Raw genomic sequence first — 20404 nt, forward strand, 5'->3', positions numbered from 1 at the left:
GATGTCAGGGGTGGAGGGCGATCGTGTTCGACCAGATCTCGTTGCCGATGCGGAGGTTGCCGTAGCCGCCTCCGTTGAGGGAGCAGCCTCGGTTCGTGCGGGCCTCGCCCAAGGCGTTCGTCGTCAGGGAGAAGCTGCCGATCGAGCTGCCGCCCTGTCCGGAGCTGTTGGGCGTGACCCAGCAGGCGACACTCACCGTCCGGTTGGGCTCGAATCCCTGCATCGTGAGGTCGATCCAGTCCGACGCAGCGGACTCGTACCGGATGGTCATCACCTTCGGCGGCTTGGCGACCGACGTGGCAGCTGCAGCATTGGTGGCGACCTGGTTCTCCGCGTCGGTGACGCGCACGTCGATCCGGTGCGTCTCGGAGTACCCGTCGCCCACCGTGACCTGTCCGGACGTGGTCCGGGTCGTCCAGGCACCCCCGTCGATGCTGGTCTGCAGGGTCAGCGGCCGCCCGTTCTCGGCCGGCATGCTCCACCCGAGGGTGACCGACCTGCCCGCCTGAGTCGCCGTGGCACCGGGCTGGTTCGGCTGCCCGTACGGCTTGACGCCTCCGACGGACGCGCTGGCTCCCTCGAGGTCGCCCGCCTTCGGATCCCTCGTGATCGGGACCACCTCGACCGTGTAGGGGCCGGAGTTCGCCGCGAAACGGACGCGCTTCTGGGCGGAAGCACCGATCGTCTCTGCGACCACGCCGTTGCCGGAGAACCGATAGCCGATGACGGGCCGTCCGCCATCGTCGACCGGCGGGGCGAAGGACAGCAGCGCTGACCGGTCACCCTCCGACACCACGGTGAGGGACCGGACCTCGCTCGCCCGGTCGTAGGGGTTGACCGGCGCCGAGACCGGGCTCGGCGAGGTGCTGTAGCCGGCGCGGTTGTGGGCGCGGACGGTGAAGGTGTAGTCGTGACCGTTGTCGACGTCGAAGTTGCTCGAGGTGCCGGTCTCCTGCTTGGTCGTGACGACCTGACCGTCCCTGGACATGGTGACCTCGTAGTGGTCGATGGTGTCGCCGTTGTCGAGCGGGGCGGGCCAGGTCACCTCGACCTTGCCGCCGGGCAGCGCGTCGTTCTCACTCGCGACACCGGTCGGCTGCCCCACCACCGCGGGCACGCCGAACGGCTTGTCCGCCGTGGACGGCTCTGACCACGCCTGCTTGCTCGCCTCGTCGACGATGTCGTTGACCGCGCGGATCTCGAACTGGACGAGGGAGCCGTTGCCGAGACCGTCCCAGGTGAAGGGGCTGGCGGCCGCCGTCCGGGTCTCGCCGGTGCCGAGCCGGTGGATCTCGTAGGTGCGGATCGCAGATCCCACGTTGGCGGGGGGCTGCCACTGGAGCACCAGCTTGCCGTCGCGCTGGGTGTAGTCCTGGCCGACGGTCGGCGCCGCCATCCGGTCGGGCACCTTGTCGGGAGTGACCTGCTCGGAGGCTGCGCTCGGCTCGGAGTCGCCCACGCGGTTGGTCGCGACGACCTGGAAGGAGTAGGTGTTGCCGGGCGTGAGTCCCTCGATGCCGCAGGTCGTCGCGCCACCGCAGGAGACGGTCTTCCCGTCGCTGCGTCGCACGCTGTAGCCGGAGATGGGCGCCCCCTTGTCGTCGGCCGGCGTCCAGGTCAGCACGACCGAGTCGTGGGTCATGCTGCTGACGCTCGGCCGTCCCGGCGCGTCGGGGGCCGCGACGACGACGACCTCGGCGCGCGCCGTGACCTGGCGCTCGGGATCGTCCGAGCCGTCGTCCACGACGAACCGGACGCCGACGCTGCCCGCAAAGCGCTCCGCGGGCGTCACCGTCACGGTCGAGCCCGACCCGGACGCGCGCGCATCGCCGCTCTCGACGGTTACGCCGCTCACGGTGAGCGGCGTGCCCTCGTAGGGGTTGGTCGCGTAGTCGTTGATGTCGAACGACACCGGCTGGCCGGCCTCCGCCTCGAGCGGCCCGATCCGCCCGACACTGACCAGGGGCTTGTCGGACCGGACGATCCGGACCCGCACGACCGCCTCGGCCGTGGCGCCGGCCGGGTCCTCGACCCGCACCGGCAGCACGACGACCTCGCCGTCCTCGGCGGCATCGGTGGCGTCGAGCACCAACGTGGTGCGATCACTGACCGAGGCCTCGACCTTCTCGGTCCCCTCGACGGTGAAGGTCAGACCGGCCACGTCCTCGGGGTTGGGGTCCGTCGCCGCGGAGGAGAGGTCGAAGGTCTTCTGCTCGGCCTCGTCGCCGCCGACGAGCTCCAGGTCGACGTCCCGCATCTCGGGCGCGAAGTTCTTCGTCGCCTGGATGTCGACCGGGATCGTCAGCATCGAGGTCAGGCCGGTCGCGTCGTTGAGCGAGGTGCCGTCGGTGACCTCAAAGGTCACGGCGGCCCGGCCGCTGGCGTCCTCCGGCGCCGTGAACCGGATGGTCGTGTCGTCGCGCGCCTTGGCCGCGTCGACGTACGGCGCGGCTGTGACGCGGTCGCCCAGCGTGAGGATCGGGGTGCGCCCGGTGCGGACGAGGACGTGCTCGTCGAGGGAGATGTCGACGGACTTCCCGGCCTTCACCGTGACCGGCAGCTTGGCGTCGGGGTCGAGCACCGGCGGCACCGTGTCCGTGCCGCTGACGAACACGAACCCGTAGGAGGTGTTGTCCTCGGCGTCGCCGACCTCGTAGACGACGACCTGGTCCCGGGCGGCGAGGGTGACCTCGAGCTCACCCTTTACGACGCGGCTGACGTCACGGTCGTAGGCCGTCAGGGCGAGGTCCTTGCGGCGTCCGTCGAGGTCTCCGTCGTTGCGGAGCACGTCGATGCGCACCGTGTCGCCGGGTTTGCGACCGGCGACCTTGGCGAGGTCGGCGGTGTCGTCGCGGGTGACGGGGGCGTAAAGGGGCGCGTCCGGGCTGGCATCGACCGTGAGGCGCGCGGTGTCGGCGCCACCGAGCCGGTCGGAGATGTTGTACGTGACGGCCACCTGCCTGGCGGCGTTGCCGTCGAACTCGGGAACCTTCACGGTGACGAACCCGTCCGCGACGCTCGCCCCGGGGTCGCCCTGGAGCTTCTCCGACATCACCAGCGGGTCGCCGTCGGGGTCGGCGTCGTTGGCCAGCACGTTGAACTGGATGGCGCGGTCCGGGCGGACCAGCAGGTGGTCGTCCAGGGCGACCGGCGCCTGGTTGGTGGAGGCGCGGGCGACCACGCCCACGCGCACCTCCGCGCGGCTGCTCGCACCGAACTTGTCCTGCACCTCGACCTCGAATGTGTCGGTGCCGCCGCGGCGGGTGTCGAACGGCTCGTACTCGATCCAGTCGAGGCCGATCTCGGTCACCCGCCCGAGCTGGGGTGCGGTGGTGATCCCCTTGAGCGTCACGGCGTCGCCGTCGGGGTCGCTCGTCTGGAGGTCGAGATCGATCCGTATCGGGCGCTCGCCCACCGCACGGGCCAGCGTCGGGTCGGGTCGCGGAGCCGCGTTGCGCTCCGCGTCGTCGGCGATGACGTCGATGACGACCTCCGCGTCGTCGCGCTGGCCCCGCGCGTCGCGCACGCCGTAGGTGGCGTGGATCTCTCCCGCCCTGTCGGGGGCGCGGAAGCGGAGCGCGTCGCCCGAGACGAAGACGGGGAGTCCCTCGGGCGCGACCAGGTCCTGCTGGAACAGCTGGAGGTCGTCGCCGTCGGGGTCGAAGTCGTTGGCCAGGACCGGGATGCTGCCGACCGACCCAGCCCGCACGGTGATGCGGTCGTTGGCAGCCACCGGAGCGCGGTTGCCGGCCTTGACGGGCGCCTGCCCGACCGTGACCGATCCCTCGGCGGAGTTCACCCCGTCGGAGACCGTGTAGTCGATCGACACCGGCGCCGTCAGGTCTCGGGTCGACTCGACCCGGAGCAGACGGTTCTCCAGCAGCGACGCCTTCACCGGTGTGTTGGCGCCGACCCGCACGGAGGTCACGGCGAGCACACCGCCCTCCGGGTCGTAGTCGTTGGCGAGCAGGTCGACCAGCGACGACCCGCTGGGAGGAAGGAGGGTGTCGTCGTTCATGGCGACGGGAGGCAGGTCGACCTTCGACTTCGGCAGCACGTCGAGACGGACGAAGGACTGCGCCTCGCCGCGGTCGGTGTACGCCGAGTAGTCGAGGTAGTAGGTGCCGGGCGCCGAGGTCCGGGCGACGAAGGTCCCGGACGTGGGATCGGTGGTGATCTCCATGCCGCCGAGCGCGACGACGTCACGCAGGTGCAGCTCGGTCCCGTCCCGGCTGAAGTCGTTGGCCAGCGGCTCGACGAGGATGTCGTTGCCAGCCACACCCACGGCGCGGTCGGGCGTGAGCGTCGGCGGAACCGCGTTCTTGGGGCTGACGTTGACCGTGACCTTGCCCGTGCGCTGGCCCTGCGGATGACCGTCCGAGACGACGATCTCGATCGTCTTGTTGCCCGCGCGACCTCCGTCGTCGACAAACTCGAGCACGCCGTCGCTCCGGAAGGTGACGGTGCCGCCCTCTTTGACCCGGGCGTCTTGGAGGACCAGGGAGTCGCCCTCCGCGTCCGTCCAGTCGGGCAGCACGTAGGTCGACGTGCGCTGGCCGCGGGCGACGGTCATCCCCTGCTGCCGGGGAACGCCGTTGTCCTCGACGAGCTGGGGAGGGGTGTTGCGGTCGGGGTCGATGATCGAGACCTCGAGGGTCGCCTCGTCCGTCCCGTTCTCCCTGCCGTCACTGATCACGTAGCTGAAGCGTGCCTGCTTGCCGCCGTCGTTGGGCCCGAAGTGGAGCTGGAGCTGGGTGCCGTCGCCCACGACGGCCATCCGCTGGGGCTCGGGGCCTGACAGCTGCTTGACGTCGTCGAGCGAGGTCAGCGTCAGGATGTCGCCGTCGAGGTCGACGTCGTTGCGGGTCACCGGGATGATCGAGTCCTGACCGGGCCGGGCACCCAGCCGGTCGTCGCGAGCCACGGGCGGACGGTTGTCCTCGGTGCGCCGGGCCTTGGCGAGCTCGTCCGGGCTGGGGTCCGCCGTCTGCTCCTTCTTCTTCGACGGGTCGACGTCGTCCCAGTTGTCGACCCGCGGTAGGCCGTCCTCCTGCACGAGCCAGGACACACCCGTCACGGTGTCGTTGAGCACCACGACGCTGCGGTTGACCCGGAACACCAGGTTCGCCTGAGGCTTGAGGCCGGGGATCTTCTCCGCGTGGGCGGGCTGCGACCCACCGAGCCGGACATAGCCGTCGGCGACCGGGTCGGCCCAGGCCGCATGGACGTAGCCGTCCACGACCACCGGCGCCGCGGGCGGCCCGTCGACGCCGGCGCGCACCTGCTCGACCGAACCGTCGCCGAGGTCGGCGAGGAGCAGGCCGGTCCGGGTCGCGATGTACACGCCGGTCGCCTGCGGCCCGGGCTGCTGGACCTGTGCGGCAGTGGTGTCGCCCAGGTCCACCCGCACGGGCTCCATGTCCGGCAGGACGAGGACCTCGGCCTCGCGGTCGAGGACGACCGGCGTGGTGCCGACGACGGTCACCTCGAGATCGGTCGAGAGCTGCGCATCCACCGCGACGGGCTCGGCTGCGGCTGCGAGCCCGGATGCGTCGATCGTGACGGTGGTGAGGGTCCGCTTCGCGCGATTGACGACGTAGGCCGTCCCGTCCTGGCCGACGGCCAGCGCGGCGTCTCGCCCGGCCTCGAGGTCGGCGGGCGTCTGGTCGGCGGTGAACCCCTGGATCGTCTGGGTGCTGCGGACCCAGACCTCGCCGGTCTCACGGTCCAGCATGGCGATCGTGTCGCCACCGAGCGCGACGGCGGTGTCGGGGCTCAGTGGCACCGGGTCGAGGGCGGTCCCCGCCGCCACGTCGACCTGACGGACCCCGCGCCCGCCCGACTTCACGTCGAGCAGGACCGAGGTCTCGCGCTGGTGCACGTCGAAGTCACCGCTGAGGGCCTGGACGGCGAGGTCGAGCTGCCGGACCTGCGGGTTGAGCCGGCCGAGGAGCTGGTAGGCCGGGTCCTCGTTGGTGACCCAGACGCTGCCGTCGTTGAGGTCGACGTCGCTGATGGGGGTCCCGTCGGCGCGGACCGCGAGCACCACCAGCGTGCTGGCGACCACGGCGAGCGACAGGGTCGACGCGACCTTGCGCGAGCGCGGGCGGCGGGCGGTCGTCAGCCGACGGCGCGCGCTGCGCGGGAGTCCGATCCTCACGAGACTTCTCCTCGCGTGTCGAGCAGCGGGAGGTGCTGCGCGGTGACGATGCGTGCGGCGACGGCGTACTCGACCAGGCGAGCCCGCCGTTGGGTGGCGAGCCGCTCGGGACCACCTCGCATGCCCTTGACGCCTGCGCGGTCGAACTTGTCGCAGACGTTGTCGAGCTTGCGGTTGAACGTCGTGGTGGACCACCCGAGCCGCTGGGCGGCGGCCGCGTTGGTGGGCAGGTCGGCCGTCCCCGTGCCGGCACGGCGCAGGGTCTGCTCCGCCAGGGCGAGCACGAGCTGGAACTGGGTGGGCGTCAGGTCGACGGCGCCCAGGGTGGCGTCGGAGTCGCTGTCACCGCCGTGGCTGACGGACTCGAAGACCGGGACCTCCGCGCGGACGTCGATCTCGTACGTCGTCCCGCCGGCGCTGAAGAGGACCGAGACGGCCGGCAGCACCAGCGGGACCGACGAACCGGGTCCGACCCACGACTGGAGCCGGCCGGCCTCGCCGGAGACCGTGACCGAGAGGCGTGAGCCGACGTTGCGCAGCCACCAGAAGCCGTCGTGGTGGGCGAGCTCGATCATCCGGCGGTGCAGGTAGGCGTTGTCGTCGACCACCAGGTCGGCGTCGCGCCCGATCGAGAAGGTCTGGCCCGGTTGGACGGTGTGCTCCTCGCCGCAGAACTCGACCAGCAGCGGCAGTGTGTCGCGGCTCATCGGCGCACCGCCCGGCACACGTCGTCGGTGGGGCGCGAGGCGCTTCCGTCGCCGCGCACCAGCATCACGCGGACGCACACGATGTCGCCCGCGCGGCCCGGGGCGGTGAAGGAGGTGCCGTCGACAGTGGCGATCGGCTGAGCCTCGTCGGCACGCGTCCACTGGATGCCGAAGGCGTCGCCCGACTCGGGCTCCGGGTTTGTCCAGCGGAAGACGACCTCACCCGATCGGCTCGTGGCCCGGACCTCGGACGGGGAGGGCACGAAGGCGGCCACCGCGTCGGCGGGCTTCTCGGCACCCCCGAACGCCTGACGATCCTCCGGCGCACCGGAGTCGCGGGTCAGCAGCACGGTGGTCACGACGGCCACCAGTGCGAGGATCCCGGCGATCCCTGCGAGCACGGCCACGCGGGTACGTGGGGTGCCGGCGGCCTCGTCGGCACCGACGAGGGGCGACTCGGCGCGCTCGACCTCGTGCGGCACCTGGTCGTGCGACCGCGGCCCGGACGGGACGGAGGTCGCGTGCGGCTCGACTGGGGCCGGCTTGGAGAGCGTCCGGTCGTCGCTCGGGTGCACCTCTGCGGGCCGCAGGAGCGTGCCCTGCCGGAGCGCGTCCGGGACGATGACGGCCACCGGCCGGATGTAGGTGCGCTGGTCCTCCTCGGTCGTATCCGGAGCCGTCGGCGAGGCGTCGAAGACATCGACCCGGGTCTGCGGCAGGCCGAGCTCGGTCTGGACGTCTTGGAGGTCGTGGGCGAGGTCGAAGGCCGTGGCGTGCCGGTCCTCGAGACGCTTCGACATCGCCCGGGCCAGCACCCGGTTGAGGGACGCCGGGACGTCGGAGCGGTTGAGCGGGGCCAGCGGGTGCCGCTCGATCCGGTTCATCAGCGTCGCGTTGTCGTTGGGTGCGCCCGGCACCTCGAAGGGCGACCGTCCGGCGATGAGGCTGTAGACGGTGGCCGCGAGCGCCCAGACGTCGACCCTCACGTCGACGGGGGGCGTCTCGGCGAACGACTCCGGGGGCGACCACGGCACCGACATGCCGTAGGACTGGTCCTCGCCGCCGGCGCTGCCGGCGATGCCGAAGTCCGTCAGCTTCGGATGACCGAAGGCACTGGTCAGGATGTTGTGCGGCTTGATGTCGCGGTGGAGGATCCCGGCACGGTGCACGGTCTCGACGGCGCTCGCGACGCGGATGCCCGTCTCGAGCGCCTCCGCGAGGTCGATCCGCTCGGTGCGGTAGCGGCTCGCCAGGGTCGGCGGCGGGCAGTACTCCATGACCAGGTAGGGCCGACCGTCGTCGCTGACGTCGGCCGCGATGATCCCGACGATCGAGGAGTGGCCGGAGAGCTGCGCCATGAGGTTGGCCTCGGCGTGGAACTGGGCCAGCACCGCCGCGTCGCTGCCGGGGTCACGGAGCACCTTCACCGCGACCTTGCGGGCCGGCAGGTGCTGCTCGTAGAGGTGGACGTCCGCGAAGCCGCCCGTCCCGATGTGCTTCACGTAGGTGTACCCCACGATCGTGGGCGCGTCCGTCGAGGTCGTCATGCCAGCGCCACCTCGACGACCAGCTCATCGGAGAGGCGGAGGGTCATGCCGGCGGAGAGCTCCGTCGCGAGGCCGTTGGTGAGCAGCTGCCCTGCGCGCCCGGGCGACTCCATCAGCGTGCCGTTCCTGGAGTGGTCCGTCGCCACGGTGCGCCCGCCCACCAGCGCCACCTCGAGGTGGGTCCCGGAGATGTAGGGGTCGTCGAGCACGACGAGCGTGATGTCGGTGCTCGCGGCGTTGACGGCACGGGGGGACCGACCGATGACCACGAGCCCGTCGACCCGCTCCTGACGGCCGTTGGGGAAGCGGAGCACCAGCCGGGGTCCGTCGGCGGCGACGGGTGCCTCGTCGAGCCGGGCGGCACGCAGCGCGGCGAACTCGGCCGGCGAGATCGTCCTGTCCTCTTCCGGCGACGGGACCGGCGCCGCCCCGGGCGGAGCGGCTACCTGGCGTACGGGTTCGTCGAGGTCCCGGACGGCGGCGTCGTTCGGTGTGCGCCCGGCGACGGTGGCACCGAACATGGCGTCGTACACGTCCTCGGACGGATCGACCAAGGTCGCGGAGTCGTCGGGCTCCGGCTCGGGCTCCGGCTCGGGCTCCGGCTCGGGCTCCGGCTCGGGCTCCGGCTCGGGCTCCGGTGAGGCGGTCGGTGGCTCCTCGACGCCTGCCGGGGCGAGAGGCACCTCGCCCGACTCCACGAGTCCGGCGCGCACGACGCCGCCCACGAGCGGCAGGCGCTCGTCGGTCGCGCTGACGTCCACGTGCGCGAGGCGCCACCCCGACACCAGCTCGGCTGCGAAGGCACGCTCGGACCATGTCGCGACCCCCGCCGCGTCGCACTCCACGGCCGTGCCGGCCACGTCGACCGCGACGACGAACCTCCCCCGCACGACGACGCGGACGTGGTCGCCCGTCACGACCACCGCCGCGAACTCGGGCATCGAGGCGATGCCCGCCGCACCCAGGACGTCGAGCACGCCGACGACGTCCGGCGTCGCGCCCAGCAGGTCCCACAGGGCGTCGGCGATGGCGGGCGCCACGTCCGTGAACGCCACGGTGGCTGCCTGCGTCACCACGGCGGCGAAGGGGCCGGTTGCGTAGGTGAGCCCGCTCATCCGGCGCTCCCCGTGGTCTCGGGCTCGGTGTCCGGTCCCCCCAGGGTCTCGACGTAGGCAGCCGTCGCGTCGAGCCGTACGACGACCGCGGTCGCGTTGTCGCGTCCGCCCGCCTCGACGGCCGCACCGACCAGCATCTCGGCCGCCTCCCGAGGATCGTGAGCGTGACGACCCATGATCCGGGCCACGGCGCTGTCGTCCAGCTCGGCAGTGATCCCGTCCGAGCACAGCAGCAGGGTGCCCAGCTCCGCGGCCGGGATGAGCGAGTAGTCCACGGGCGCCCCGCGGACGGCACCGAGCGCCCGCGTGACGACGTTCCGCTCTGGGTGCCCGGCCGCCAGTGACGGCTCGAGCTCACCTGCATCGATGAGCTCCTGCACGAGCGAGTGGTCGTGGCTGAGCTGCTCGAAGCGGCCCTCGGACCACGAGTAGATCCGCGAGTCGCCGATGTTGACGACCAGCCAGTAGCCGATCCCCTGCTCCACGACGTGGACCGCGGCGACGAGCGTGGATCCCGGAGCACCCACGGCCGAGCCCGCTCCCAGCGCTTCCAGCTCGCGCCGGACGTCAGCGATGCAGCGCTCGACGTCGGAGACCCCGACAGCGCCGCTGCGCACCAGCGAGTCGAAGCTGCTCACGACGATCGCGCTGGCCACGTCGCCCGCGCGGTGCCCGCCCATGCCGTCGGCGACGAGGAACACCGGGGGCGCGGCGAGCCAGCCGTCCTCGTTGACGCTGCGCACCACGCCCGGGTGGGAGGCGGCGCCGAATTCGAAGGCGATGTCGTGTGGGAGCGAGGACGCAGGACGCGACCCCGGAACGACTGCTGACACGAACTACCCCCTGTGAGCCGACGTCTGTTCCGTCGGCGGGCCAATGATCTGGGTGGACCTGACGCGCGCACAGCCGGTTTCACAGACTGCCCCGGTTGAAACCGGCGGGCTCCTCGCCAGGACCACCTCACACCCGGTCGCGGCCCGGCACCATGGGGACCAGTCCCCTCCGGCCGCGCACACCGCGGAACTGCGAGAGGATGGACCCCGTGAGCCTCCTGCACCTCCCCCACCACGACGGGTCGCCGACGTACCTCGACGACGAGGCTCCACGGCTCGGCACGTCGGTGCGGGTCCGGGTGCGCACGCACGCGGCCGACCCGGTCGACGGGGTGTGGCTGCGGACCACGTTCGACGCCGAGCCGGTCTACCACGAGATGCACCCCACCGGCGGCGGCTGGTGGGAGGGGTCCCTGCCGGTGCACAACCCGGTCACCCACTACCGCTTCCTGATCGTGCGCGGCGACGACCAGGAGTGGCTGACCGGCCGCGGGCTGGTCGGCCACGACGTGCCGGACGCCGGCGACTTCAAGGTCTGCGCGTTCGACCCGGCGCCGGACTGGGGCCGCGACGGCGTCGTCTACCAGGTGTTCCCGGACCGCTTCGCCCGGTCCGCCGCCGCCGACGAGCGGGAGGTCCCGGGCTGGGCGGTGCCCGCCGCGTGGGACGACGAGGTGGTCTTCGAGCCGAGCGACCCGCGGACCCCGCTGCAGCTCTACGGCGGCGACCTCGACGGCGTCGTCGAGCACCTCGACCACGTGGCCGAGACCGGCGCCGACATCCTCTACACGACGCCGGTCTTCCCCGGCGAGAGCAACCACCGCTACAACGCGACGACGTTCAGCGCGGTCGACCCGCTGCTCGGCGGCGACGAGGCGTACGCCCGGCTCAGCAGCGCCGTGCACGCGCGGGGCTGGCGGATCCTGGGTGACCTCACGACCAACCACACCGGCGACACCCACGAGTGGTTCCGCGCCGCGCAGGCCGACCCGACCGACCCGCACCGCAGCTTCTACTACTTCGACGAGGCCGGCGGCTACGCCTGCTGGATGGGCCACGGCACCCTCCCGAAGGTCAACCACGCCGACCCCGACCTGCGGGCCGCGATGGTCGAGGGGCCGGACTCCGTGGTCGGGCGCTGGCTGCGCCCGCCCTACGACGTCGACGGCTGGCGCATCGACGTCGCCAACATGACCGGCCGGCTGGGCGCGATCGACGTCAACCACGAGGTCGCCCGCGCCGCGCGCCGCACCGCCGCCGAGCTGCGCGAGGACCCGCTGGTCATCGCCGAGCACAACCACGACGCCACCGGCGACGTCGACGGCGACGGCTGGCACGGCTCGATGAACTACTCGGGCTTCTCGTGGCCGGTGTGGTCGTGGCTGCGCGACCCCGCGTCGCCGGCCCGGCCGTTCGGCCGCCCCGCGGCGGTGCCGCGGCGCCCCGGTGGCGCGGTGGTCGCGACCTTCCGCGACTGGCTGGGCTCGCTCGGCTGGCGCGCCACCTGCAGCAGCTGGAACATCCTCGGCTCCCACGACTCCGCGCGGATCCGCACCCTCGTCGGCGGCGACGCAGCCGTGCACCGGGTGGCGGCCGGCCTGCAGTTCCTGCTCCCCGGCGTGCCGATGGTCTTCGCGGGCGACGAGATCGGGCTCGAGGGGGTGCTCGGCGAGGACTCGCGGCGCCCGATGCCCTGGGACCACCCGGAGCGCTGGGACCGCGACACGCTCGCGGCGTACGGCTCGCTCGCCGCGCTGCGCCGCTCCCGCGCGGCGTTCCTGCGCGGCGGCCTGCGCTGGGCGCACGTCGACGACGACACCATCGCCTGGCTGCGCGAGCACCCCGAGGGCAGCGTCCTCGTGGTCGCCCGGCGTGCCGCGGGCGGCGGCTTCGCGCTGCCGCTCGCCGGCGGCGCCCACCTCTACGGCACCGAGCCGGGTGGCGCCGACCTGCGTGCCGACGGGGACGGGCTCCGCGTCCCGGCCTCCACCGGCCCGCGCCTCGACGTCTGGTCGGTGCAGGAGCGGGCGCAGTAGTTTGCCGTCCATGGCGCTGCGCATCACCGCGAGCCGACCCGACCCGGCCGTCCTCACCCTCCCCTGGGACACCCCGCTCGAGGAGTGGTCCGACGACCTCGTCGTGCCGCTCCCGCGGGGCCTGTCGCGCCACGTCGTGCGGATCGTCCGGCTCGGCTCGCGCGTCTACGCCGTGAAGGAGACCCAGGACGACATCGCGTTCCGGGAGTACCGGATGCTGCGCGACCTCCAGCGGATGGGCATGCCCGCGGTCGTCCCGCAGGGCGTGGTCACCGGCCGCGAGGCCGCCGACGGCAGCGAGCTCCCGGCCGCGCTCATCACCCGGCACCTGCAGTTCTCCCTGCCCTACCGGAGCCTCTTCAGCCGGGGCGCCACCGCCGAGGACGTCCCGCTGCTGATCGACGCGATGGTCGTGCTGCTCGTGCGCCTGCACCTCGCGGGCTTCTACTGGGGCGACGTGTCGCTGTCGAACGTGCTCTTCCGCCGCAACGCCGGCGAGTTCGCGGCCTACCTGGTCGACGCCGAGACCGGCGAGCTGCACGAGTCGGTCGGCGACCGGCTGCGCGAGTACGACATCACCGTCGGCTGCGAGAACATCTTCGCCGAGCTGATGGACCTGAGCGCGAGCGGCGCGGTCCAGCAGCCGATCGACGGCTTCGCGATCATCGAGCACCTCCGCGACCGCTACGAGGCGCTGTGGGCCGAGCTCACCGGGCTCGAGGAGTTCAGCACCGACGAGATGTGGCGCATCGAGCGCCGCGTCGAACGGCTCAACGACCTCGGGTTCGACGTCGACGAGCTCGACATCGTCACCGACCTCGGCGGCGACACCATCCGGATCCAGCCCAAGGTCGTCGACCTCGGCCACCACGCCCGTGAGGTGCAGGCGCTCACCGGCATGTCGGTGGAGGAGAACCAGGCACGCCGCATCCTCAACGACCTCGCCGCCTTCACCGCCCACTACGACCTCGGCCGCGAGGACAGGCACGTCGTCGCCAGCCGCTGGATGCACCAGATCTTCGAGCCGATCATGGCGATGATCCCGCCCGGCGCGACCGGCAAGCTCGAGCCCGCCGAGATCTTCCACGAGATCCTCGAGCACCGCTGGTACCTCAGCGAGCAGGCCGGCCACGAGGTCGACATCCACGACACGGCCCGGGACTACATCGACCGCTTCCTCACCCGCCGCCCGGACGAGGCGATCACGGGTCAGGAGTGAGGGCGACGCGTCAGAGCGGCACGCGTGGTCCTCGCTCGAGCCACCACGACACGGCCCCGCGGACGGCAGGCTCCAGCGTCGTGTCCGTCGCGAGGTCCGGCAGCGCCGGGTGGCCGCTCATGCCGATCGCATAGGTCGCCGCCCGCGCGGTGCCGGGATCGGCCAGCGCTCGCCGCACGCCGCCGACCGGCAGGCGCGTGCCCGACGAGCCGGCGATCTGGAGGGCCGCCGACCGGAGCACGGCGTCGGAGGAGGTGAGCCAGTCCGACGCGACGCTCGCGAACCGGCCCATGAGCGCTCCGTGGAGCCGGCGTGCCATGCGGTGCCGGATGCGCTGGTCGGGCTCGGAGTCGACGAGCCGGCCGAACAGCTCCCACGTCGGGTGCGCGATCGCGGGGAGTGCGCCGAGCAGGAAGTAGCTGGTGACGGCCCTGGTCTCCCAGTGTCCGTAGCCGATGTCGAAGACCAGCCGGGCCAGCATCGGCTGGTCGCCGATGCCGAGCTCGTGGCCGACGTCGGACGCGAGCGTCGCGCACCGCTGCCACTGCCGGTTCGCGCGGTGCCGGTCGAACCCCTCCACCTCGGGGGCGGGCGGCAGCGCTCGGGAGGGGCGGACCCCGGCGTCGCGCCACACGGCCACCGGGACCAGGCGGACGAGGTGGGCGATCCACTCCTCCTGCCCCGAGCCGGGCTCGGTGGCGTCGAACGCCTCCACCACCGGTCCCACCACGTCGGGCCAGAAGCTGCTGCCAGCGCTGATCGCGTCCATGTTCTCGAGCGCGAGGGCGCTGCACGTGACCAGGTAGGGACGCTCCGAGCGCAGCAGCCCCAGGCACCACTCGACCGCGTCGGCGCTGACGGACTCGCCGACCGCGCTGAACAGGTCCGCGAGGCCCTGCGCGTGGGGGTGGGTCGCCTCGGCACGCGCGGCCTCGAGCACGAGGAAGCCGTAGTCGCTGCAGCGGATCTGCGCGAGCGCCTCGTAGCGGGTGGGGTACCCGTGGCCGCACGAGCGGGACAGCTCGCGGACGAGGCGGTCGACGACCCGCTGCGCAAGGCTGACCGGCATGCCGATGTTGCCTGGCGCGGCCATCGCTCGTGCCCACCGCAACCAGTCGCCGCCGGTCGCGGGGGCGTCGCTGTCGAGCCGCTCGGTGAGAGCGGACAGCTCGGCGACCGAGGTGATCGCGGGTCCCGGGCGGACGTCGGGCGGGGTGGCGCGCGGGAAGGTCCGGGCCAGGATGTCGATGGGTGCCCGCAGCGAGCCCTCGGGCATCTCGAGCGCGATCTCGTAGCCGTCGACCAGCGAGCCGTCGCGCAGCTGGGCGGTCTCGGCCCGCGACATGCGGGCCGGGCTCGTGCCCAGTGCCTGCGCCAGGGCCTTCATCCGTCGGTCGGGCACGTCGGCGGTCAGCCGCGCCATCCGCATGGTCCACGCGATGCGCGCCCCGACGTCGATGGACGCACCGTCCAGCGGCGTGAGGTCCTCCACGAGGGACATGCGTGGCTGGTCGGGCACGGATCGAGTATCGGGCCTGAGCATCGCCCGGACCCGCGTGTCCGGCCTTCCTTGACAACATCAAGGTTTCAGCAGAGGGAAAACTTGAACGCGAACCGCCAGCGGGCCACCGGGACTGCAGGATCGCGCCACCAGCACACGCCCCCGGGGGGAACACATGCGTCTCGTCATCGCACTGCTCATCGGCATCCTCGTTCCGACCACTCTCGGCGCCGCGGTCGCGAGCGCGCCGGCATCGGCCGAGAGCCAGGCCGCAGAACACGTCGCCCGTCCGCGGGTCACTCTCATCGCATCGCCGACCTGGGTCCGCAAGGGCCGCATCGTCACGCTGCGGGGCACGGTCACGGGCGTGCGTGGTCGCGTGACGGTCACGATCCTCCAGCGCAACAAGGGTGCTCGACGGTGGGTCGTCGAGGCGGTGCGGCGGACGAACGGCAAGGGCCGTTTCACCCACCGTGAGGACGTCAACTCCGGCGACCGGACCTACAAGGCGTGCGTGCGCCGCTCGTGCGACTCGGTGGTCGTGCACATGGGCAAGCGCCCACCGCGGGCAGCGAAGCCGACCTCGGTGTCGATCACGGCGCTGGGCGCCACCTCCATCGAGGCTGGTCAGGCCACGACCGTCTCCGGTGCGGCCAGCCGCAACCTGAACGGGCGCACGATCATCGTCCAGGCCTTCGACAACGCGACGTCGACCTGGAGCGCAGTCGGGGAGGGCACCGTCTCGAACGGCGCCTGGGCCGCCGCCGCGACCGTGACGACCGCCGGCCGAGCGGTGTCGCTGCGGGCCGTGTTCCCCGGCGGGATCGGCCTGCTCGCGTCCGAGACCACGGCGGTGTCGATCACGGTCTTCGGCTGGTACTACCTCGAGGACATGGACACCGTGAGCGGGTCGTACTACGGGGGCCCCCGCGAGCTGAACGGCGTCACCTACCCCAAGTCGATCGCGGTGAGCGCCTGGTCGAACTCGGCGCCCGAGTTCAACCTGTCGCGGTCGTGCACCCGCCTGGTCTCGACCATCGGGGTGTCCGACTATGCCTCGACGAGCACCACCTACGCGGTCAACGTCACCACTGACGCCCTGACCAAGTACTCCCGCACGGGCATGTCGTTGGGCCAGAGCTATCCCCTGGACATCGACGTCCAGAACACCCTCCGCCTGAGGATCGAGCACATCCTCACCGGTGGCGACGACCACGACTACCTCGTCCTCGGCGACGCGCGCGTCCTCTGCGCCTTCTGAGCTCCCGACGAGCCGGGCTGAGGACGGTGGGGGATCCTCAGCCCGGCTCGAGCGGGCTCCAGTCGCCGACGACCCACGAGCCGTCGGTCCGCAGCCGCACCAGCTGCAGGCCGATCGGGCGGCCGTCGGCGTAGGTGATCAGGCTGACCTCGGCATCGCGGCGCGGCTTGCTGCCGACCGCGATGGCGTACGCCGCCCCGCCGGTCGTGCCGTTGGTCCAGGTCCACCCGACCGTGCCGTCCTCGGCCTCGACCGGGTCCGGTCCGGAGTGCACGTGCGTGTGGCCACCGACCACGAGGTCGGCGCAGCCCCGCTCGAGCGCCTCCCGGCCGAGGTTGGCGTCGTGGACCAGCAGCGTGCTGACCCGCTCGCCGTCCTCGGCCTCCGCGCAGGCGGCGTCCGCGAGGCGGGTGCCGACCTCGGCGAAGCTGAGCCCCGACTCGTCGCGCCAGTTGCCGAGCCCGCTGGAGCGCGGGTCGTCGACGCCCATGAGGGTGCCGCCCCACGGCGCGTCCACCACGTCGCCGTCGAGCATCGTCCAGCCCGCGTCGGCGAGGTAGGTCGACACGAACGTGCCGTGGTCGTGGTTGCCGGCGACCCCGAAGCGGTCCCAGTCCTCGAAGGTCCCGGCGAGCGAGTCGAGGCTGAAGGCCTCCCACGGCTGGCCGGTCGACGTGTCGTCGCCCGCGTCGAGCACCACGGTCGCCCCGGCGGCCTCGCCGATCGCGCGGGCCACCCGGTCCATGCCGATGTTGTCGTGCCGGTCGCTGACCAGCAGGGCGACCGTCTCGCCCTCTTGGGGCTCGCGGACGTCGAGGTCGGCGGCCTGCTCCGCGGCGGTCGAGTAGAAGGCCTTGCTCCTGTCATAGGTGTCGATCGCGCTGAGCACCAGCTTCTTGGTCTCGGTCGTCACCGGACCGACCCGCACCTCGATGTCGCGGGCCTCGGCGGGCAGCGTGACGTCCGGCCCGACCAGGTCGGCCAGGGTCTGCCAGGTGCCCTGCTCCTCCTGGGTCTCCTCGTCGGACTCCCAGGGCTGCCACACGAGGACCGGGAGGGTGAGGAGGAGGGCGAGCGCGACGACGCCCTGACGGCTCCGCACCCCGCGGAACAGCTCGCCGCGGCGGTGCCGCCCGAGCAGCAGGTAGACGGCGACGGGCACCAGCCCGACGGCGAGCCCGCGCAGCGCCGCAGTGACGGCCATGTCGACCACGACGTCGCGGACCTTGCCGACCTGCGCGGTCGGGTCGGTCGCGATGAAGCCGTAGCGGTCGACCAGCTCCTCGATCGACCCCACCTCGGTCTTGCCGAGGGCGAGGTCCACGCCCACCGGCCCGACGTCGCGGAAGCGGAAGTCCGGGAGCAGCGGCCCGGTCTCGACGACCGCGTCGCCCGTGAGCGTCGGGCGTACGACCGTGTCGTGGCCGACCAGGACGACCGTGCGGCTGCTGGTCAGGAACAGCGAGACCGCCACGGACCCGCCGAGCAGGACGCCCACCGCGAGCAGCACCGCTCCCACGGCCAGGCGGCGCGGGAGCGTCCGGGCACGCCCCGGGGCCGGGGTCATGCCAGGCGGGCCTGCGAGATCGAGTAGAGCGCGACCGACGCGGCGACACCGGCGTTGAGCGACTCGAGCTGGCCGGCCATCGGGATCGACACGATCTGGTCGCAGGTCTCGGCCACCAGGCGGCCCAGCCCCTTGCCCTCGGAGCCGACGACCACGACGAGCGGTCCCTCGGCGAGGCCTCCGGGGGCGACCAGCTCCGGCAGCGACAGGTCGCCGTCGGCCGCGAGGCCGACGACCATGCAGCCGGCGTCCTGGTAGGCCTTGAGCTGGCGGGTGAGGTTGACCGTCTGCGCCACGGGGAGCCGGGCCGCCGCGCCGGCGCTGGTCTTCCACGCCGATGCGGTCATGCCCGCGGCGCGGCGCTCGGGGATCAGCACGCCGTGCGCGCCGAAGCCCGCCGCGGAGCGGATCACGGCGCCGAGGTTGCGCGGGTCGGTGACCTGGTCGAGGGCGACGACGAGCGCCGGCTCCTTCGCCTCGGCGGCGCGGTCGAGCAGGTCGTCTGCGTGCGCGTACTCGTAGGCGGGCAGGCGCGCGGCCAGTCCCTGGTGGACGGCACCACCGGTCATCCGGTCCATCTCGTTGCGGGTGACCTCGAGCATGGTCAGGCCCTGCTCGGCGGCGAGGCGGAACGCGTCGCGCATCCGCCCGTCGCGCTCGGCCCCCTCGGCGACGTAGACCGCGGCCACCGGCACGCCGGCCTGCAGCAGCTCGACGACCGAGTTGCGACCGGCCGCCCACTCGGCGTCGGAGGTGGTGCGGCGCTTCGGGCGCTGCTGTCCCTTGTCGCGCTCGGCGCGCTGGGCGGCCTTGTGCGCCTTGTGGTACGGCCGGTCCTTGGCCTTGGGCGTCGGACCCTTGCCCTCGAGGCCCCGTCGGACCCGACCGCCGGAGCCGGCGGTGGGGTTGCCCTTGCCGGTCTTCTTGATCGCGCCCTTGCGCTGGCTGTTGCCCGCCATGTCCCTCACACACTCCACTTCGCGCCGGCCGGGGTGTCCTCCACCGTGACACCGGCTGCCTTGATCTGGTCCCGGATCGCGTCGGCGCGCGCCCAGTCCTTCGCCTCACGGGCGGCGGCCCGCTCCTCGAGCAGTCCCTTCACCAGCGCGTCGACGACGGCGGTGAGCCGGTCGTCGCCCGCGGCCGTCGGCCACGCGTCGTCGGCCGGGTTGAGGCCGAGCACGTCGAGCATCGCGATCACCTCGCCGAACTTCTGCCCCAGCGCCTCGGACGGCCCGTCGGCGAGCAGCCGGTTGCCCTCGCGGACGGCGTCGTGGATCACCGCGACCGCGGCCGGCGTGCCGAGGTCGTCGTCCATCGCGGCGACGAACGCGTCGGGGAGCGAGGCGAACCACTGCCCGACCACGGGCGCGGCGCGGTCGAGGAAGTCCTCGATCCGGCGGAAGGCCTTCGCCGCCTCGTCGAGCGCCTCGAACGAGAACTCGACGTGCGAGCGGTAGTGGGCGGCGACCATGTAGTAGCGCAGCTCGATCCCGCGCACCCGCTCGAGCACCGACGGCACCAGCATCGAGTTGCCGAGCGACTTGCTCATCTTCTCGCCGGCCGTGGTGATCCAGGCGTTGTGCAGCCAGTACGACGCGAACGGGCGACCGGCCGCGCGCGACTGGGCCTGCTCGTTCTCGTGGTGGGGGAAGCGCAGGTCGACGCCGCCGCCGTGGACGTCGAAGGCGGGACCGAGGTACTTGCCGGCCATCGCCGAGCACTCGATGTGCCAGCCCGGACGGCCCGGGCCCCACGGGGACGGCCAGGCGGCCGTCTGCGGCTCGGTCTCCTTCTTGTGGCCCTTCCACAGCGCGAAGTCGCGCGGGTCGCGCTTGCCGCGCGGGTCGGCGTCGCCGGCGGGCTCCATGTCCTCGACCTTCTGGCGGGTCAGCTCGCCGTAGGCGGGCCAGCTGCGGACGTCGAAGTAGACGTCGCCGCTGCCGTCCTCGGCGGCGTACGCGTGGCCGCGAGCGATGAGCTGCTCGGTGAGCTCGACGATCTCGGGGACGTGGCCGGTGGCGCCCGGCTCGTAGGTCGGCGGGAGCACGTTGATCGCGGCGAGGGCCTGGTCGAGCTCACGCTTCATCGCGGCGGCGAGGGCGTACCAGTGGACGCCCTGCTCGGCCGACTTCGTCAGGATCTTGTCGTCGATGTCGGTGACGTTGCGGATGAAATCGACCTCGTAGCCGGTCGCGCTCAGCCAGCGCCGCAGCACGTCGAAGTTGACCGCCGAGCGGACGTGGCCGACGTGCGGCTCGGACTGCACGGTGAGACCACAGACGTAGATGCCGGCCCGCCCGGGAACGAGGGGGACGAAGTCGCGCGTCTCGCGCGTGGCGGTGTCGTGGAGCCTCAGGGTCACCCGGCCGAGTCTAGGGGGCCGGGGGCCAACTCCCCGCCTCGGCGGAGCCGCCCCGGGAACGCAGGAGCCCCGGGTCACCGTGGTGTCCCGGGG

General features: G+C 72.5%; 12 protein-coding genes. 3 read left to right on the forward strand and 9 right to left on the reverse strand.

Annotated elements, in window-relative coordinates; genetic code table 11:
• Positions 1–4: 4 nt before the first annotated feature.
• The 5 genes from KDN32_RS17085 to KDN32_RS17105 are packed head-to-tail and all read right to left on the reverse strand — an operon-like array spanning position 5 to position 10362.
• On the reverse strand, positions 5–6160 hold the full coding sequence (locus KDN32_RS17085; RefSeq protein WP_211733461.1) for an Ig-like domain-containing protein: 6156 nt from the start codon (positions 6158–6160) through the stop codon (positions 5–7).
• Positions 6157–6867, reverse strand: coding sequence for an FHA domain-containing protein (locus KDN32_RS17090; protein WP_211733462.1), 711 nt, complete (start codon positions 6865–6867; stop codon positions 6157–6159). Before KDN32_RS17090 ends, KDN32_RS17085 begins: the two co-directional genes overlap by 4 nt.
• Complete coding sequence (locus KDN32_RS17095; RefSeq protein WP_211733463.1) at positions 6864–8414, reverse strand: serine/threonine-protein kinase; 1551 nt, start codon at positions 8412–8414, stop codon at positions 6864–6866. The genes KDN32_RS17090 and KDN32_RS17095 overlap by 4 nt, the downstream gene beginning before the upstream one ends.
• Positions 8411–9529 (reverse strand): FHA domain-containing protein, encoded by a 1119-nt coding sequence (locus KDN32_RS17100; RefSeq protein ID WP_211733464.1) that lies wholly within the window; start codon positions 9527–9529, stop codon positions 8411–8413. Before KDN32_RS17100 ends, KDN32_RS17095 begins: the two co-directional genes overlap by 4 nt.
• Positions 9526–10362: a PP2C family protein-serine/threonine phosphatase gene (locus KDN32_RS17105; protein ID WP_211733465.1), complete on the reverse strand. Its 837-nt coding sequence runs from the start codon at positions 10360–10362 to the stop codon at positions 9526–9528. The genes KDN32_RS17100 and KDN32_RS17105 overlap by 4 nt, the downstream gene beginning before the upstream one ends.
• A gap of 209 nt (positions 10363–10571) precedes the next feature.
• Between KDN32_RS17105 and KDN32_RS17110 the strand changes: the two genes are divergently transcribed.
• Together KDN32_RS17110 and KDN32_RS17115 are read left to right on the forward strand one after the other, a co-directional pair.
• Positions 10572–12398 carry a glycoside hydrolase family 13 protein gene (locus KDN32_RS17110; RefSeq protein ID WP_211733466.1) on the forward strand — a complete coding sequence of 609 codons (1827 nt, stop codon included), beginning with the start codon at positions 10572–10574 and terminating at the stop codon, positions 12396–12398.
• A 10-nt stretch (positions 12399–12408) separates the two neighbouring features.
• Positions 12409–13617: a DUF4032 domain-containing protein gene (locus KDN32_RS17115; protein ID WP_211733467.1), complete on the forward strand. Its 1209-nt coding sequence runs from the start codon at positions 12409–12411 to the stop codon at positions 13615–13617.
• Positions 13618–13627: 10 nt separating this feature from the next.
• Here the strand turns inward: KDN32_RS17115 and KDN32_RS17120 are convergent, their stop codons facing one another.
• Positions 13628–15136, reverse strand: coding sequence for a hypothetical protein (locus KDN32_RS17120; protein WP_211733468.1), 1509 nt, complete (start codon positions 15134–15136; stop codon positions 13628–13630).
• A 157-nt stretch (positions 15137–15293) separates the two neighbouring features.
• On the opposite strand from KDN32_RS17120, the gene KDN32_RS17125 reads away from it, so the two are divergent.
• Positions 15294–16379: an NPCBM/NEW2 domain-containing protein gene (locus KDN32_RS17125; RefSeq protein ID WP_211733469.1), complete on the forward strand. Its 1086-nt coding sequence runs from the start codon at positions 15294–15296 to the stop codon at positions 16377–16379.
• 37 nt (positions 16380–16416) lie between these two features.
• On the opposite strand, the gene KDN32_RS17130 is transcribed toward KDN32_RS17125, so the two are convergent.
• The 3 genes from KDN32_RS17130 to cysS are packed head-to-tail and all read right to left on the reverse strand — an operon-like array spanning position 16417 to position 20311.
• On the reverse strand, positions 16417–17946 hold the full coding sequence (locus KDN32_RS17130) for a metallophosphoesterase (protein ID WP_211733470.1): 1530 nt from the start codon (positions 17944–17946) through the stop codon (positions 16417–16419).
• Positions 17943–18905, reverse strand: coding sequence for a 23S rRNA (guanosine(2251)-2'-O)-methyltransferase RlmB (gene rlmB, locus KDN32_RS17135; RefSeq protein WP_211733471.1), 963 nt, complete (start codon positions 18903–18905; stop codon positions 17943–17945). The genes KDN32_RS17130 and rlmB overlap by 4 nt, the downstream gene beginning before the upstream one ends.
• Positions 18906–18910: 5 nt before the next feature.
• Entirely contained in the window at positions 18911–20311 is a 1401-nt protein-coding gene (cysS, locus tag KDN32_RS17140; RefSeq protein WP_211733472.1) for a cysteine--tRNA ligase, read from the reverse strand.
• Positions 20312–20404 lie beyond the last annotated feature (93 nt).

The organism is Nocardioides palaemonis, assembly GCF_018275325.1.
GTDB classification, from domain to species: domain Bacteria; phylum Actinomycetota; class Actinomycetes; order Propionibacteriales; family Nocardioidaceae; genus Nocardioides; species Nocardioides palaemonis.